Below are 15219 nucleotides of genomic sequence, written 5' to 3'. Positions count from 1 at the left end.
GCAGGGGACCTGTGGCCTCTGCACCGCGACGGCCCGCCGGAGCGACACTCGAGCCATCAGGCCTGCGCCGGAGGTGGAGAGGATGCGGACGAGGACGGCGGACCAGCCCGTGGTGGTCGGCGTGGACGGCTCCGAGGCGAGTCTGCGGGCCGTGGACTGGGCGGCCGACGAGGCAGCCCTGCGTGGGGTTCCGCTGCACGTGGTGTACGCGTCCCTGTGGGAGTGCTACGAACACGCGGTCTTCCCCGCAGGCCGGGAGCCGGCGTCGGAGCGGCTGCTCACCGGCGTCCTCGCGGTGGCCGCGGCCAAGCGCGCCCGGGCGCGGGTCCCCGGCCTGCCGGTCACCACCGAGGTCGTGCCCGAAGGGCCGGTGCCCGTACTGCGCCGGGCGGCGCACAAGGCCGCGGCGCTGGTCCTGGGCTCACGCGGCCGCGGGGGTGCCGCCGAACTGCTGCTGGGGTCGGTCTGCCTCGCCGTCGCCGGGCGGACCGACGGCCCGGTGATCGTGGTGCGCGGCGACCACGACAACCGGCCCGGGCACCGGAAGGGCCGCCCCGTCGTCGTCGGGGTCCCCGACGGACCGGCGGACTCGGACGCGGTGCGGTTCGCCTTCCGGGAGGCGGCCCGGCGTGCCGCCCCGGTCGAGGCCGTACGGGCCTGGCACCGGCCCGCGCACGAGATGTCCGACCATCCCGGTTTCACCGGCGAATCGGCGCAGGTGCACCGGCGGGCCTCCGAAGCCCTGGAGACCGGACTGCGCGTGGCGGCCGGGGAACAACCGGACGTCGAGGTGCGCCGGCGGATCGTCGAGGGACAGGCCCGGACCGTGCTGCTCGACGCCTCGGCCGATGCCGCCCTGCTCGTGGTCGGCGCAAGACAGCCCCACGGTCGCTTCGGCCTCCACATCGGCCGGGTCACGCATGCCGTGCTGCACCACGCGGCCTGTCCGGTGGCGGTCGTCCCCGAGCGGGCCTGACTCCGGCCCGGGGCCGGTCGGGCCCCGGGCCGGACCCGGACAGCCCATGCGACGGCGCCCCCGTCCGCCGGATGCTCGAAGAGCCGAAGAAATCGGAGGAAGACCATGCAACACGACAAGGTCGGCTCCGTGATGACCATGAACGTGGTGCGGGCCCTGTACGACACGTCGTCCGAGGGGGTCGCCCGGCTGCCGGCCGAGCACCGGATCGGCGGGCTGCCCGTGGTGGACGACGACGACCGGGTCATCGGTGTCGTCACCGCGTCCGACCTCGTGGGCCATCGGGCAGCGGCCCCGGACCCGCACCGCACACGCCGCAGTCTCGGGTTCCGGCGGCTGTCACCCGTTCGCGGGCGCGCCGCGGCGACCGGCCCGACCGCCGGCCGGCTGATGAGCGCGCCGCCCGTCACCGCCTACGCCGAGGACACCATCGTCGAGGCCGCGCGCACCATGGCCCGGCGGGGCGTGAAGAGGCTGCCGCTGCTCGACGAGGAGGACCGGCTGGTCGGCCTCGTCACCCGGCGCGATCTGCTCCAGGTCTTCCTGCGGCCCGACGGGGACATCCGCGACGAGGTGATCGAGGGGGTGCTGGTGCGCGTGCTGTGGCTGACGCCGCACAGCATCGACGTCTCCGTCACGGAGGGCGTGGTCACCCTCAACGGACGGCTGGAACGCAGGAGTGAGACGGAGATCGCCGTCGCCATGGCGCGGCGGACCGACGGCGTCGTGGCGGTCGTCGACGAGCTCACCTGGCATCTGGACGACACCCGGCCGCGGCCGGACGAACAGCCGCTGCACGGCGTGGCCGACGACCGGCTGCGCAAACTGTGAGAGGAGGCGGACCGTCATGCCGACGAACGTGCTCGTCGCCTACGGGACGACGAACGGATCGACCGCGGAGATCGCCGAAACCATCGCCGAGGTCCTGCGCAAGGAGGGGCTGACGGCAGACGCCCTCCCGGCCGGCGCCGTGCCGGACGTGGCGGCCTACGACGCCGTCGTGGTCGGCGGCGGCCTGTACGCGGGCCACTGGCACAAGGACGCCCGCCGCTTCGTCCGCCGCCATCGGAAGGACCTGGCCCGGCGTCCGCTGTGGTTCTTCAGCAGCGGCCCGCTCGACCCTTCGGCCTCGGAGCGGGACATCCCGCCCGTACCCGGGGTGAAGCGGGCCATGGCCCGGCTGGACGTCAGGGAGCACGTCACCTTCGGCGGCTGCCTCCGTGAGGGTGCCAAGGGCTGGGTCGCGCGAATGATCCTGCGCAACGGAAAGGGCGGGGACTTCCGCGACTTCGAGCGGATCGAGGCATGGGCGGCGAAGATCGCCCACGAGCCGGCTGTCGTGTGACGCGGTCAGAGCGCCGCCCTGTCGGCGGTCTCCGCGACGGGCATGCCGGGGAGCACCTCGAAGAACCCGGCCAGACCGGTGTGCCGCAGGACGCGCGGGAGATGAGTGCTGCCGACGACCAGCCGCAGCCGGCCGTGCCGTGCCCGAACGCGGTTGCGTACCCGGCACAGGACCCCCAGCCCCGCACAGTCGATGAACGACACCGGACGCAGGTCCAGCACCAGGTCGGGACAGGATCCGGCGGTCACCACGTCGAGGCGGGCCCTCAGCGCCGGTGCCGTGCGCAGGTCGAGTTCGCCGTGCAGCGTGACGACGCGGGCCGGGTGCTCCGGAGGCGGCGGCGCGGACCCGCCGGGGATGTCGGGCATGGTACGAGCAAAGCCCGGCGGGCCGGGGTCCGGTAGGGCCGATCGGCCCTGGCCGACCAGGGCCGTGAGGGGGGCCGGGGCCGACCGGCCCAAGCGCGTCCGGCCGATCCGCGCCAAGCTGGAACTGCGGTGCGATTCCGGCACATCGCCCGCGCCGACGAGGAGGTACCGCCATGAAGGCCTACGTCTTCCACGGTCCCGGACAGTCCGCCTGGGAGGACGTCCCGGATCCGGGCGTCCGGGAGGCGACCGATGCCATCGTGCGCGTCGACGCCGTCACCCTCTGCGGAACGGACTTGCACATCCTCAAAGGCGACCTCCCCGAGGTGCGCCCGGGCACGGTGCTGGGGCACGAGGCGGTCGGCGAGATCGTCGACATCGGCGGCGACGTACGCACCGTGCGGCCGGGCGAGCGGGTGCTGGTCTCCTGCATCACCGCCTGCGGCCGCTGCCGGTACTGCCGTGAGGGCACGTACGGGCAGTGCCGGGGCGGCGGAGGCTGGATCCTGGGCCACCTGACCGACGGCACCCAGGCCGAGTACGTCCGCGTGCCGTACGCGGACCTCTCGGTACACCCGTTGCCCAGCACCCTGGACAGCAAGGACGCCGTGCTGCTGGCCGACATCTTCCCGACCTCCTACGAGGTCGGCGTCCTCAACGGGCAAGTGCGTCCCGGAGACACCGTCGCCGTCGTCGGCGCCGGCCCCGTCGGGCTCGCGGCCGTCGCGACGGCCCGGCTGTTCGCTCCGGAGCGCGTCATCGCGGTGGACCTGGCCCCCGCACGGCTGGACGCGGCCAAACGCCTCGGCGCGGACGCCGTCGCGGACGCCCGGGAGGCTCCCGAACAGCTGATCGCGGACCTCACCGGCGGACTGGGCGCGGACGTGGTCGTCGAAGCGGTCGGCGTCCCGGAGGCCTTCGAACTCTGCACGCGCATGGTCCGGCCCGGCGGCCACGTCGCCAACGTCGGCGTGCACGGCGAACCCGCGACCCTCCATCTGGAAGACCTGTGGATCAAGAACGTCACCATCACCACGGGGCTGGTGGACACGTACTCCACACCCACGCTGCTCCGGATGGCGGCCACAGGCCGCCTGCCCACCGGGCAGCTGGTCACGCACACGTTCCCGCTGAACCACATGGAGGAGGCGTACGACGTGTTCGCCCGGGCCGCCGACACCGGTGCGCTCAAGGTCGTGCTGGGCGAGGAGCCGCACGAGGAAGTAGTCCCCTACCAGGCGGCCTGACCAACGAGAGAGGTGACGAGTCATGACCGAACGGCCTTCGTCGCACGCCGTGGAAGGCCACCCGGCGGGCGACCTCGGACGCCGGATCACCCAGCGGCGTACGGAACTCGGCATGAGCCGGCAGGAGACGGCCGCCCAGGCGGGAATGTCGCCCGCCTACCTCCAGTACCTGGAGGAGCGGCCGCCGGCCGACCCGGGCGCGGGCACCCTCCTCCGGCTGGCCGGAGCGCTGAAGACCACGGTGTGGCACCTGACCGGTGGCGACACCGAACTGCCGCCCGGCCTCGGCCGGGCCGCCCGCGCACCCCGGTTCACGGAGCTGACCGAGGCGGAGTGCCGCTCCCTGCTCTCCACGCACGGAGTGGGACGTCTCGCCGTGCCCGAGGACGCCGGGCCGGTCGTCATCCCGGTCAACTACAGCGTCATCGACGGCGGGATCGTCTTCCGCACCGCGCCCGGCACGACCCCGGCACAGGCGGACGGCCACCAGGTCGCTTTCGAGGCCGACCGCATCGACGAGGCGTTCAGCGAGGGCTGGAGCGTCCTGGTGCGGGGGCCCGCGACGACGGTGACGGATCCGGATGAGGTCGCCCGTCTCGAAGAGCAGGCGTACAGCACCCCCTGGGCGGGCGGCCGGCGTGACCTGTGGCTGCGCATCGAGCCCGTCGCCGTCACCGGGCGCCGGATCACGGTCGTCTGAACGGGTTCACCCCCGGCGCGCTCACAGCGCGCTGCCGCTGCCGTAGGGGGCGTACAGGTCGAGGAGCCGGACCCGCGACGCGTGCAGCCGGTGGGCGACCACCCGGCCGACCCAGTCCGCGACCGCGCGGCCGAACTCGGGGTCCCGGTCGCACATCGCCCGTACGGCTTCCGCGTCGAATTCGTAGGCGCGCACCGGGCTCACCGCCTCCGCGCCCAGATGCCACACGTGCGGCGGGAAGTGCCACGACCAGCCGACCAGCTCGCCGTGGCCCAGGGACTCGATGACAGCGGCCCGTCGCCCCGGGACGTGCAGGTCGAGCACGACCGTCCCGGTGCGCACGATCCAGAACCGGTCGGCGTGCCGCCCTTCCTCGAACAGGCGTGTGTCCGCGTCGAAGGACACCTCGCGGGCCACCCGCATCAGCCGCTCGCGGTGCCCGGCGGTGAGGCCCGTGGCCAGATTGGGCGTGGAGGTCATGGTCGGCTCCCTTCAGAACCTCGGACTGCTGACCTCAGCCTGTGCCCCGCCCGGGCGTCGCACCACGGGCCGAACGGCCCCGGCCAGGGGCCCGAACGCCCCTCGCGTCCGGCTGCGGCAGATGCGACGGTGGGAGTGGATCGGCACCATGCCGCGGACGAGGCGGTGGGAACGATGACGATGAAACTCCCCCTGGTCGTGGGCGTCGACGGGTCCGACGGCAGCCTGCCGGCGGTCGACTGGGCGGTGGACGAGGCGGCCCGCCACGGGCTTCCCCTGCGGCTGGTCCACGGCTCCCTCTGGGAGCGGTACGAGGTCCGCACACCGTCGGTCGGCCCGGACCGCCCTGCCGGGCAGGTGATGGCCGACCACATCGTCGCCTCCGCGGCGGAACGCTCCCGGCGGCGCGACCCCGGTGTGAAGGTGTCCACCGACGTCCTCCTCTCCGGGGCGACGGACGCCCTCCTGCGCGAGGGCGACAACGCCACCGCCCTGGTGACCGGTTCGCGGGGCCACGGCGAGCTGAAGGGACTGCTGCTCGGCTCCGTCGGGCTGGCCGTCGCGGCCCGCGCCCACTGCCCGGTGATCGTGGTGCGCGGCGACAAGGCCGGCCTGGCGGGGACCCACCAGAGGATCCTGCTCGGTGCCGGAACCCCGGCCACCGGCGAGGAGGCGACGCGCTTCGCCTTCCGTGAGGCCGAGGCCCGCGGATGTGTCCTGGATGTGGTCCGGGCCTGGCGCCGCCCCGCGCACGAACCCGGCCGGGACCACGAGGAGCGGGCCCGCACCGAACTCGACGACCTGCTCCGCGACGCCCTGGCCGATCACCCCGGCGTCCGGGTGCGCCCCGCCGCGGTCGAGGGCCCGGCCCGCAAGGCGCTGGTGCACCGCTCGGCCGCTGCCGACCTGGTCATCGTCGGAGCGCGACGCCGGCAGGGCCACTTCGGGCTCCAGCTCGGCACGGTCGCCCACACGCTGCTGCACCACGCCGCATGCCCCGTGGCCGTGGTGCCGCAGCAGGTCCGGCGGGAGCCGGGCCCGTGACGGACCGGTCCTGGGAATACGCGGGGTACCGCCCCGCGGAGGAACGGCTGCGCGAGTCGCTGTGCACGCTGGGCAACGGCTACTTCGCCACCCGCGGAGCGCTGCCCGAGTGCACGGCGGACGACGTGCACTACCCGGGCACCTACGCGGCAGGCTGCTACAACCGGCTCACCTCCGAGGTCGCGGGACGCCGCGTCGAGAACGAGGACCTCGTCAACCTCCCCAACTGGCTTCCCCTGCGCTTCCGCCCCGCAGGCGGACAGTGGCTCACCCCGGACTCGGCGACCGTCCTCGACCACCTCCAGACCCTCCACCTGGACTCGGGACTGCTGGAGCGCCGCACCCGGTACGCCCTCGGCGACGGACGGGCACTGTCCCTGCGGCAGCAACGGCTGGTGCACATGGGCGACCCGCACCTCGCCGCGCTGCGCACCGACTTCACCGCCGAGAACTTCACCGGCGAGCTGGAGATCGAGGCCGCGCTCGACGGGGCGGTCGGCAACGCCGGGGTGCCGCGCTACCGCGACCTGGACGGCCGCCACCTGACCCATGTGCACACCGGCACCGCCGTACCCGGCACGGTCTGGCTGCGCTGCCGCACCCGCACCTCGGACATCCGGATCGGTATGGCCGCGCGGCTGACCACCCGGGAGCCGGTCACCGACACGCACGAACCCTCACACGCCGTGCAGCGCGCCACCCTGCCCCTCGCCCCCGGCCGTACCGTCACCGTCGACAAGATCATCGCCCTGCACACCTCACGCGACCCCGCGATCAGCGACCCGTTGCAGGCGGCGGTGGAACGGGCAGGCGCGGCACCGGGCTTCGAGGACCTGCTGGCATCACACCGGACCGCCTGGGACCAACTGTGGCGCCGGGCCGAACTCGACGTCCCCGGGGAAGCCGGAGCCATCCTGCGCCTGCACCTCTTCCACGTGCTCCAGACCCTCTCCCCGCACACCGCGGAGCTGGACGTCGGCGTACCGGCCCGCGGGCTCCACGGCGAGGCCTACCGCGGGCACGTCTTCTGGGACGAGCTGTTCGTCCTGCCCTACCTCAACCTGCACTTCCCCGAGGTGTCCCGCGCCCTGCTCCACTACCGTCACCGGCGCCTCGACCGGGCCCGTGCCGCGGCCCGGGCCGTCGGCCGCCGGGGCGCGCTGTACCCGTGGCAGAGCGGGAGCGACGGACGGGAGGAGACCCAGCGCCTGCACCTCAATCCCCGCTCGGGCCGCTGGCTGCCGGACCACACCCACCTCCAGCACCACGTCGGCTCGGCGATCGCCTACAACGTGTGGCAGTACGGGGAGGCCAGCGGCGACGCGGAGTTCCTGCACACCGAGGGCGCCGAGATGCTGCTGCAGACCGCGCGCTTCTGGGCCGACTCGGCCACCTGGGACGAGAACCTCGGACGGCATCGCGTCCGGGGCGTGATCGGCCCCGACGAATACCACGAGGCCTACCCGGACGCCGACCGTCCCGGCCTGGACGACAACGCGTACACCAACGTCACCGCGGCCTGGGTCCTCGACCGCGCCCTGGAGGTGCTGCGCATCCTGCCCGAACCGCGCCGCCGTGAACTCGTCGAACGCATCGCCCTGGACGACGGGGAACCGGACCGCTGGAACGACGTCTCCCGCACGCTCCACGTCCCCTTCCACGACGGGGTCATCAGCCAGTTCGAGGGCTACGGCGATCTGGCCGAACTCGACTGGGACGCCTACCGCGGACGCTACGGCGACATCCGGCGCCTGGACCGGATCCTGGAGGCCGAGGACGACAGCGTCAACCGCTACAAGGCGTCCAAACAGGCCGACGTGCTGATGCTCGGCTACCTCTTCTCAGCGTCCGAACTCCGGCGGCTGTTCCGCAGGCTGGGTCACCGGCTGGACGAGGAGACCTGGCAGCGCACCGTCGACTACTACCTGGCCCGCACCAGCCACGGGTCCACCCTCAGCGGCCTGGTCCACGGCTGGGTCCTGGCCCGGTGCCGGCGCGCCGAGGCCTGGCACTACTGCCAGGAGGCCCTGCGCGGCGACATCGCCGACCTCCAGGGCGGCACCACCGGCGAGGGCGTCCACCTGGGTGCCATGGCCGGCACCCTCGACCTCGTCCAGCGGGGGCTGCCCGGCCTGGAGACCCGTGCGGGGTCGCTGTGGCTGGACCCCGTGCCGCTGCCCGAGCTGTCCTCGTACGGCTTCTCCATCCGCTACCGGGGCCACTGGGGCATACGGCTGCGGCTGACTTGCGGGCTGCTGGAGATCGCCGTACCGCCGTCCGGCCTCCCGCCGATCGACGTCGAGCTGCCCGACCGGGCGATCGGCGTGGAACCGGGGGAGACCTGCCGGCTGGTCCTCACGGACCGCTGAGGAGAGTGGCCCCGCGCCCCTATGCGCCGACGCCCCTATGCGCCTTTCCCCCGTCCCCGTACGCTGCCCGTCACCGCCAGCACCGACAGCACCACGAGCGCGGCGGCCGGACCCAGCACGGTCCAGGGGGCCAGTTCGGCGTACGGCTGGTTCTCCGAGAGCAGGCGCCCCCACTCGGGGGTGGGCGGCTGCTCGCCCAGGCCCAGGAAGCCGAGCGAGGCCAGGACCAGGACGGTCGTGGGCAGCCGGAGCAGGGCGTTGCGCAGGAGGGGCGGGACCACCGAGGGGAGCAGGTGGCGGCGCAGCAGATGCAGCCGCCCCGCGCCGAGCGCGACGGACGCGGCGATGTGCCCGCTCGCACGTTCCTGCTCCAGCAGCGCGGCGGTCTGGGCGGCGTACGGACTCCAGCCCACCGCGCAGACCGCGCTCGCGGCGCCCCACACCGAAGGCCCGGTCACCCCCGCGATCAGCAGGCCGGCGAGGACGGCGGGCAGCGTCGACACGACCTCCGTCGGGCCGGCGCTCGCCCGGGGTGCCATGCCCAGCAGCAGTCCGGTGAGGGCGCTGACCGCCGTGACGACCAGGGCGACCCCCGCGGTGCGCAGCGCACCGTGGCCCAGCCGGGCCAGCAGGTCACGGCCCAGCGCGTCCGTACCCAGAGGGTGGTCGAGGGACGGCGGCAGCAGCCGTGCCGCCGTGTCGACCTGGAGCGGATCGCGCAGCAGGCCCGCGGTGACCAGGCCGAGCAGGACGAGGGCGCAGCCGGTGGTGATCCAGCGCAGGGACGACGGCACCGTGAGCGAGGGCCGGTGCAGGGCGGGCAGGGCGCCGTCGCGCAGGGTCCGGCCGAGGAGTGCGTGACGCAGGGCGCGGATCACGACCCCCGCGCTCACGCCGAGCAGGACCAGAGCCAGCGTCGCGGTCTGCAGCACCGGGAGGTCCTGCGCGACGGCGGAGTCGAGCGAGAGCCGGCCCAGCCCCGGGATGTTGAAGATCTTCTCCACGGCGACCGCGCCGCCGACCAGCGCCACGACGGTCGGCAGCAGCTGCGGCAGGACGCCGGGCAGGGTGCGGCGCAGCGCGTTGCGGGCGATGCGGCCGGGCGGGAGGCCGACGGCGTACGCCGTGCGCGCCCAGGGTTCGTGGAAGGCGGCGGGCAGCGCCTGGTCGAGCAGGCCGCCGAGCATCGCGCCCGACGGGATGCCGAGGGCGAGCGAGGGCAGCAGCATCGACTGCGGCCCCTCCCACCCGCTGGACGGGAACCATCCCCACCACACCCCGCACACGGTGGCCAGCACCGAGGCGAGCAGGAACTTCGGCAGCGACGCGAGGACGGCGGCGGTGGTGCCCGCCCGGTCCTGCCGCAGCCGGCGCCGGGCACCGAGGAAGACCGTACGGGCGCACACCAGTCCGGCGACCAGCGCCGTGACGGCGAACGCTCCCAGCATCAGCGTCAGGGAGACCGACAGGGCCGTGCCCACCTGCGGCATGACCGGTGCGCCGGAGACCCACGAGACGCCCGCGTCCCCGCGCGGGAGGCCGCCCAGCCAGTGCGCGAGGTGGACCAGGGGCCCCTCGTCCAGCCCCAGTTGGCCGCGCACGGCGGCGAGTTCGGCGGGTGTGGGGTTCTGGTCGGCGGAGCGCGCCCGCAGCACCGTCCGGGCCGGGTCGGCTCCGGACAGCCAGGGGAGCAGGGCCACGGCGCCGAGCAGTGCACCACCGGCGAGCACACGGCCGGCCGCCGCCGGCCAGAGGGACGGGCGGGCGGCGGCGGGGGCGTGCGCGAGGCTCATGCGGGTTACTTCAGGTGCGTGTCGACGTCGATCAGGGACCGCTCGCGCGGGTCGAGGATCACGCCCTCGACGCCGTCCGCGACACCCTGCACGGCCTGCTCGTGGACCAGCGGCACCACCGCGTCGGTGCGCAGGATCGCCGCCTCCGCCCGCATGATCTTCTCCTGGCGCCCGGCGGTGTCCCGCTCGGCTGCTGCGGCCCGGATGGCCTTGTCCACCGCGGCGTCCTTCAGACCGGCGATGTTGTAGACGCCGTCGCTGGTGAAGTCGCTGGCGAGGTAGTCGACCGCGTCACCGGTGTCCAGGAGCGTCACCCGCGAGAAGACGAGGGCGTCGTACTTCCCAGCGAGCAGGTCGCCCTCCATCTGCGTGTACTCGCGCACGTCCTGCTTCACGGTGAATCCGGCCTTCTCCAGCTGCTGCTGGAGCACGGTCGCCGCCTCGGGCAGCTCGGCCCGGTTGGTGTAGGTGGCCAGCCGCAGCGTCCTGCCCTTGGTGTCGGTCCTCACCTCGGCGGCGGTCGCGGCCCCGGTACGGCCCGTCACCGGGACGCGCTTGCCGGCCGCCCAGGGAACGGCGGGCCCGAACAGGCCCTGCGCGGGGTCGGCGTAGCCGCCGAAGACGGAGTCGACCAGCGCCGAGCCGTCGACGGCCTTCCGGGCGGCGGCGCGCAGGCCGGCGTCGGTGAACAGGCCGCTTCCGGTGTTCAGGATCAGGCTGTCGGTGCGCACCGAGGGGACTTCGTGACGGGTCTTGTCGTCGAGCAGTTTCGCCTGGGCGGTCGGGATCCACTCGGCGATGTCGGTCTCGCCGCCGCGCAGGGCGTTGGCGCGGGCCGTCCCGTCCGCGATCCAGCTGACGTCGATGCCGGGCGCCTTGGCCTTGCCGCCCCAGTAGCCGTCGAAGCGGTCGAGCGTGGCCTTGGTCTTGCCGCTCAGCCGGGTGAGTTCGAACGGGCCGGTGCCGGTGCCGACGGGGCTGACAGCACCGTCCTTCCCGTACGCCTTCGCCGACAGGATCGCCAGGGCGGGGCTGGCCAGCCGCAGCGGCAGCACCGGGTCGGGCGACTTGGTGGTGAGGGTGACGGTGTCGGCGTCGTCGGCCTTGGCGGTCAGTGACACGTCGCTCAGGACGCGGGGCTTGGGCTTGGCGGCGCCGGCGTGGTCGAGCGCGTTGACGACGGCCTGGGCGGTCAGCTCGGTGCCGTCCTGGAACCGGGCCTTGCGCAGCTCGAAGGTCCAGGTGGTGTCGCCGTTCTGCTTCCAGGACTTCGCCAGAGCGGGCTTGGCGGTGCCGTTCTTGTCGAGGGCGGTGAGGCCCTCGGCGACGGACAGCTTGCTCAGCACGGTGGCGTCGTTGCTGTACGGGGACAGTGCCTGTACCGGCGGCACGGCCAGCGCGACCCGTAGCCGCCCGCCCGAGCCCGTCCCGGTGCCCGCGTCACCGTCCCCGGGTGCGAAGCAGCCGGCCAGCAGGGGAGTGAGGGCGAGCGCCGCTATGAGGCCGCGGGAGGTGGTGCGCATGTCGGATCCTGTCGTGCGGGAGATCGGCGGCGTCAGCATATAAGGGGAGCCTTACCAAACCATCAACCGGGTAGGTGAAATCTCAACGACTGGACGGTCATGGTCCGAACGAGAGCCTCTCGACCCGCTGTTCGACCTGTGCCATCGTGTGCGCCGGGCGGAGGTGAGGCGCATGACCGGCGCGGACCCGGGACTGTTCGGTCCGGAATCGGTGACCTGGCAGCTCCACAGCGACCCCGTGATGTGGATCGCGGGCGTCCGGGCGCTGTACCTCCAGGCCCTGCACCCGCGCGCGGTACGCGGGGTCATGCAGAACTCCGACTTCCGGCGCGACGCCTGGGGCCGGTTGATGCGCACAGCGAGCTTCGTCGGAACGACGACCTACGGCACCACCGACGCGGCCGAGCGCGCCGGAGCCCGGGTCCGCAGGATCCACCGCATGCTGACCGCGACCGACCCGGACACGGGCGAGCGTTACGGTGTCGACGAACCCGCCCTGCTGATGTGGGTGCACTGCGCCGAGATCGACTCGTACCTCCACGTCGCCCGCAGGTCCGGCTTCCGGCTCACCGACGCCGAGGCCGACCGCTACGTCGCCGAACACCGCGAAAGCGCCCGCCTCGTGGGCCTCGACCCCGACGCCGTACCGGCCGACCGGGCCGAGATGGCCGCGTACTTCGAGAAGGTGCGCCCGGACCTCGCCGCCGGACCCGAGGCACGCGAGGTGGACGACTTCCTGCTCCGCCCGCCGACGCACCCGCTCCTCGTACCGGCGCGCGAGGTGCTGTGGCGGCGCGTGGCACATCTGGCGTACGCCTCTCTGCCGCCGTACGCCCACGACTTGTACGGCAGACCGGCCCCCGCACCCGCCACCGTCACCCGCCAACTGCGCCTCGCGGGCCTCCTGCTGCGCCGCGTTCCCGCACGTGTGCGGTGGCAACTCCCGCCCAAACACATTCTGCGGGCCATGGCGAGGCTCGGCCCCGGTGCCCGCCCGGCCCCGTACAAACTCGGACGATAGGCCGCCATACTGGGTGGGCCAGGGGGGCGGGCGAACAGCTACCGGGGGGAGCGTCGCGCGACATGGGGGACAGCAGGCTCATCCAGGGCCGGTACCGGCTGCTCGATCTGATCGGGCGCGGCGGCATGGGCGAGGTGTGGCGGGCCCGGGACGAGTCCCTGGGCCGGCACGTCGCCGTCAAGTGCCTCAAACCGCTGGGCCCGAACCACGACCACGCCTTCACCCGCGTGCTGCGGGAGCGGTTCCGCCGCGAGGCCCGGGTGGCCGCCGCGCTGCAGCACCGGGGCATCACCGTCGTGCACGACTTCGGCGAGTCCGACGGCGTCCTCTACCTCGTCATGGAGCTGCTGGACGGCCGTAACCTCAGCCAGCTCCTGGAGGACAACAAGCAGCACCCGCTGCCGGTCGCGGACGTCGTGGAGATCGCCGAGCAGGTCGCCGCCGCCCTCGCCTACTGCCACGAACAGGGCATCGTGCACCGGGACCTGAAGCCCGCCAACATCGTGCGGCTCGGCGACGGCACGGTGAAGATCTGCGACTTCGGCATCGCCCGCCTCGGCCACGACATCGGCTTCACCTCCCGGCTGACCGGCACCGGCATCGCCATGGGCACCCCGCACTACATGTCCCCGGAACAGATCGGCGGCGACGGGGTCGACCACCGCAGCGACCTCTACTCCTTCGGGTGCGTCCTGTACGAGATCGCCACCGGCGTACCGCCGTTCGACCTCGACGACGCCTGGGCGGTCCTCGTCGGCCACCGCGACACCCCGCCCCGCCCGCCGCGCGAGCACCGCGCCGAACTGCCCGCATACCTGGAGCGGGTCGTCCTCGACCTGCTCGCCAAGGAACCCGGGCAACGACCCGACGACGCCCGCGAGCTGGCCCGCCGGATCAGCGCCCACCGGGCCGCGCCGGCGTACGTGCCCGCCGTCGCGGCGGCCCGCCCGGCCGCCGGTGGCCCGGCGGGCGCGGCCCGGCTGCCGTCCTGGACCCGCGGCATGACCACCGGTCACAAGGCGACCGGCACGGGTCTGCGCACCACACCAGCCGACCCCTCGGCGGGACTGTCCGGCGAGTGGATCGCACGGCCCGCCACCGGCCCCGTCATCGAAGCACCCGCCCCCGCGCGGCGGCCCGCCCCGCCCACCGAGGTCCTGACCGCCCTGGCCGGCCGGCACAACGCGGGCCTGAGCCTCGGCCGGCTCGGCCGCTGGGCGGAGGCGGGCGAGGTGCACCGGGCGGTCGCCGCCGAACGCGAGCACCTCCTCGGCCCCGACCATCCCGACACCCTCTCCAGCCGCTACGAGGTCGCCTTCACCCTCAGCCGGACCGGCCGCGCCGCGGACGCCCTGCGCGAGTACAAGCACGTCACCGAGGCCAGGATCCGCACGCTCGGCGCCGACCACCCCGACACCCTGGCCGCCCGTCAGGAGATGGCCTACGTGCTCGGCCAGCTGGGCCGCCCCTTCGACGCCCACCGTGTCTACACCTCGGTGCTCACCGCCCGTGAGCACACCATGGGCCCCGACCACCCCGACACCCTGCGCTGCCGCCACAACCTCGCGTTCAACCTCAGCCGCCTCGGCCGCCTGGAGGACTCGTACCGCATGGCCCGCGAGGTGGCCACCGCCCGCGCCCGGGTCCTCGGCCCGGACCACCCCGACACGCTCGTCACCCGCTACGAGGTCGCCTACGCGCTCGGCCAGCTGGGCCGCTGGCCCGAGGCCCTGGAGACCTACCGCGAGGTCGCCGAGGCCCGCGGACGCGCCCTCGGCCCCGACCACCCCGACACCCTCGCCGCCCGGCACGAGACCGGCATCAGCCTGGGCCGCCTCGGCCGCAGCGCGGAGGCCCTGGACCTCTACCGCGGCCTGGCCGAGGACCGCAGCCGCAGCCAGGGCCCCACCCACCCCGAGACCCTGCGCGCCCGCCACGGCCGCTGCGTCAACCTCGGACGGCTCGGCCGCTGGGAGGAGGCCCTCGCCGAGTCCCGGGAGGTCGCCGCCCTCCGCGAGCAGGTCCTCGGCCCCGACCACCCGGACACCCTGGTCAGCCTGCGCGAGGTCGCCGTCGGCCTCGGCTGGCTGGGCCGATGGGCCGACGCGCTCACCGAGTACCGGCATGTGGCCACCGCTCGCGAACGCGTCCTCGGCACCGACCACCCCGACACCCTCGCCAGCCGCAACGACGAGGCCCACTGCCTGGAACAGCTCGGCCGCGGCGCCGAGGCCGTGGCCCTGTACCGAAGAGTGGCGGCCCTGCGGGAGCAGCGGGCCGCGGCGGCGCCCTGACCCCGGGCGAGCGGCAGGCGCCGTCTGGCCGACCCGGATCACCCCGTGTTACGAAGAAC

Annotated in this window: 13 protein-coding genes; 9 read left to right on the top strand and 4 right to left on the bottom strand. The window is 74.0% G+C overall.

Translation table 11 applies throughout. The features are described 5' to 3' along the window. The first annotated feature begins 82 nt into the window (after nt 1-82). The 3 genes from HNR57_RS33880 (at nt 83) to HNR57_RS33870 (ending at nt 2321) form a co-directional block, all read left to right on the top strand. Nucleotides 83-976 (top strand): universal stress protein, encoded by an 894-nt coding sequence (locus HNR57_RS33880; protein ID WP_184566285.1) that lies wholly within the window; start codon nt 83-85, stop codon nt 974-976. A 105-nt stretch (nt 977-1081) separates the two neighbouring features. After that, nucleotides 1082-1807, top strand: a complete 726-nt coding sequence (locus HNR57_RS33875) for a CBS domain-containing protein (RefSeq protein WP_184566283.1) — start codon at nt 1082-1084, stop codon at nt 1805-1807. Nucleotides 1808-1823: 16 nt separating this feature from the next. Further along, the gene (locus HNR57_RS33870; protein WP_184566281.1) at nt 1824-2321 is read left to right on the top strand and encodes a flavodoxin domain-containing protein; all 498 of its coding nucleotides are present in this window, start codon (nt 1824-1826) and stop codon (nt 2319-2321) included. Between the two features lie 5 nt (nt 2322-2326). Here HNR57_RS33870 and HNR57_RS33865 read toward each other — a convergent pair whose 3' ends face one another. Then, nucleotides 2327-2689, bottom strand: a complete 363-nt coding sequence (locus HNR57_RS33865) for an STAS domain-containing protein (protein ID WP_184566279.1) — start codon at nt 2687-2689, stop codon at nt 2327-2329. A gap of 173 nt (nt 2690-2862) precedes the next feature. On the opposite strand from HNR57_RS33865, the gene HNR57_RS33860 reads away from it, so the two are divergent. Both HNR57_RS33860 and HNR57_RS33855 read left to right on the top strand, forming a co-directional pair. Next, on the top strand, nt 2863-3936 hold the full coding sequence (locus tag HNR57_RS33860) for a zinc-dependent alcohol dehydrogenase family protein (RefSeq protein ID WP_184566277.1): 1074 nt from the start codon (nt 2863-2865) through the stop codon (nt 3934-3936). A 22-nt stretch (nt 3937-3958) separates the two neighbouring features. Beyond that, the gene (locus HNR57_RS33855) at nt 3959-4636 is read left to right on the top strand and encodes a helix-turn-helix domain-containing protein (protein ID WP_184566275.1); all 678 of its coding nucleotides are present in this window, start codon (nt 3959-3961) and stop codon (nt 4634-4636) included. Nucleotides 4637-4657: 21 nt separating this feature from the next. Here the strand turns inward: HNR57_RS33855 and HNR57_RS33850 are convergent, their stop codons facing one another. Further along, the gene (locus HNR57_RS33850; RefSeq protein ID WP_184566273.1) at nt 4658-5116 is read right to left on the bottom strand and encodes a Crp/Fnr family transcriptional regulator; all 459 of its coding nucleotides are present in this window, start codon (nt 5114-5116) and stop codon (nt 4658-4660) included. Nucleotides 5117-5296: 180 nt separating this feature from the next. Between HNR57_RS33850 and HNR57_RS33845 the strand changes: the two genes are divergently transcribed. Together HNR57_RS33845 and HNR57_RS33840 are read left to right on the top strand one after the other, a co-directional pair. Then, nucleotides 5297-6160 carry a universal stress protein gene (locus tag HNR57_RS33845; RefSeq protein ID WP_184566333.1) on the top strand — a complete coding sequence of 288 codons (864 nt, stop codon included), beginning with the start codon at nt 5297-5299 and terminating at the stop codon, nt 6158-6160. Further along, the gene (locus tag HNR57_RS33840; protein WP_376772319.1) at nt 6157-8529 is read left to right on the top strand and encodes a glycoside hydrolase family 65 protein; all 2373 of its coding nucleotides are present in this window, start codon (nt 6157-6159) and stop codon (nt 8527-8529) included. Before HNR57_RS33845 ends, HNR57_RS33840 begins: the two co-directional genes overlap by 4 nt. 35 nt (nt 8530-8564) lie before the next feature. Here the strand turns inward: HNR57_RS33840 and HNR57_RS33835 are convergent, their stop codons facing one another. After that, nucleotides 8565-10322, bottom strand: a complete 1758-nt coding sequence (locus HNR57_RS33835) for an ABC transporter permease subunit (RefSeq protein ID WP_184566269.1) — start codon at nt 10320-10322, stop codon at nt 8565-8567. A 5-nt stretch (nt 10323-10327) separates the two neighbouring features. Beyond that, nucleotides 10328-11845 (bottom strand): ABC transporter substrate-binding protein, encoded by a 1518-nt coding sequence (locus HNR57_RS33830; protein WP_184566267.1) that lies wholly within the window; start codon nt 11843-11845, stop codon nt 10328-10330. Nucleotides 11846-12017: 172 nt separating this feature from the next. On the opposite strand from HNR57_RS33830, the gene HNR57_RS33825 reads away from it, so the two are divergent. Next, a complete protein-coding gene (locus tag HNR57_RS33825; RefSeq protein WP_184566265.1) occupies nt 12018-12866 on the top strand; it encodes an oxygenase MpaB family protein in 849 nt (282 codons plus the stop codon). A 62-nt stretch (nt 12867-12928) separates the two neighbouring features. After that, a complete protein-coding gene (locus HNR57_RS40420) occupies nt 12929-15160 on the top strand; it encodes a serine/threonine-protein kinase (protein ID WP_184566263.1) in 2232 nt (743 codons plus the stop codon). Nucleotides 15161-15219 lie beyond the last annotated feature (59 nt).

This window comes from Streptomyces paradoxus, assembly GCF_014202475.1.
In the GTDB taxonomy this organism is placed as follows: domain Bacteria; phylum Actinomycetota; class Actinomycetes; order Streptomycetales; family Streptomycetaceae; genus Streptomyces; species Streptomyces paradoxus.
This window is presented reverse-complemented; position numbering and strand designations above follow the sequence as displayed.

Coding starts and splice junctions, on each gene's coding strand:
- HNR57_RS33845 (WP_184566333.1), top strand. CDS start 5,297: ATGAAACTCCCCCTGGTCGTGGGCGTCGACGGGTCCGACGGCAGCCTG.
- HNR57_RS33860 (WP_184566277.1), top strand. CDS start 2,863: ATGAAGGCCTACGTCTTCCACGGTCCCGGACAGTCCGCCTGGGAGGAC.
- HNR57_RS33850 (WP_184566273.1), bottom strand. CDS start 5,116: ATGACCTCCACGCCCAATCTGGCCACGGGCCTCACCGCCGGGCACCGC.
- HNR57_RS33830 (WP_184566267.1), bottom strand. CDS start 11,845: ATGCGCACCACCTCCCGCGGCCTCATAGCGGCGCTCGCCCTCACTCCC.
- HNR57_RS33880 (WP_184566285.1), top strand. CDS start 83: ATGCGGACGAGGACGGCGGACCAGCCCGTGGTGGTCGGCGTGGACGGC.
- HNR57_RS33835 (WP_184566269.1), bottom strand. CDS start 10,322: ATGAGCCTCGCGCACGCCCCCGCCGCCGCCCGCCCGTCCCTCTGGCCG.
- HNR57_RS40420 (WP_184566263.1), top strand. CDS start 12,929: ATGGGGGACAGCAGGCTCATCCAGGGCCGGTACCGGCTGCTCGATCTG.
- HNR57_RS33875 (WP_184566283.1), top strand. CDS start 1,082: ATGCAACACGACAAGGTCGGCTCCGTGATGACCATGAACGTGGTGCGG.
- HNR57_RS33865 (WP_184566279.1), bottom strand. CDS start 2,689: ATGCCCGACATCCCCGGCGGGTCCGCGCCGCCGCCTCCGGAGCACCCG.
- HNR57_RS33870 (WP_184566281.1), top strand. CDS start 1,824: ATGCCGACGAACGTGCTCGTCGCCTACGGGACGACGAACGGATCGACC.
- HNR57_RS33855 (WP_184566275.1), top strand. CDS start 3,959: ATGACCGAACGGCCTTCGTCGCACGCCGTGGAAGGCCACCCGGCGGGC.
- HNR57_RS33825 (WP_184566265.1), top strand. CDS start 12,018: ATGACCGGCGCGGACCCGGGACTGTTCGGTCCGGAATCGGTGACCTGG.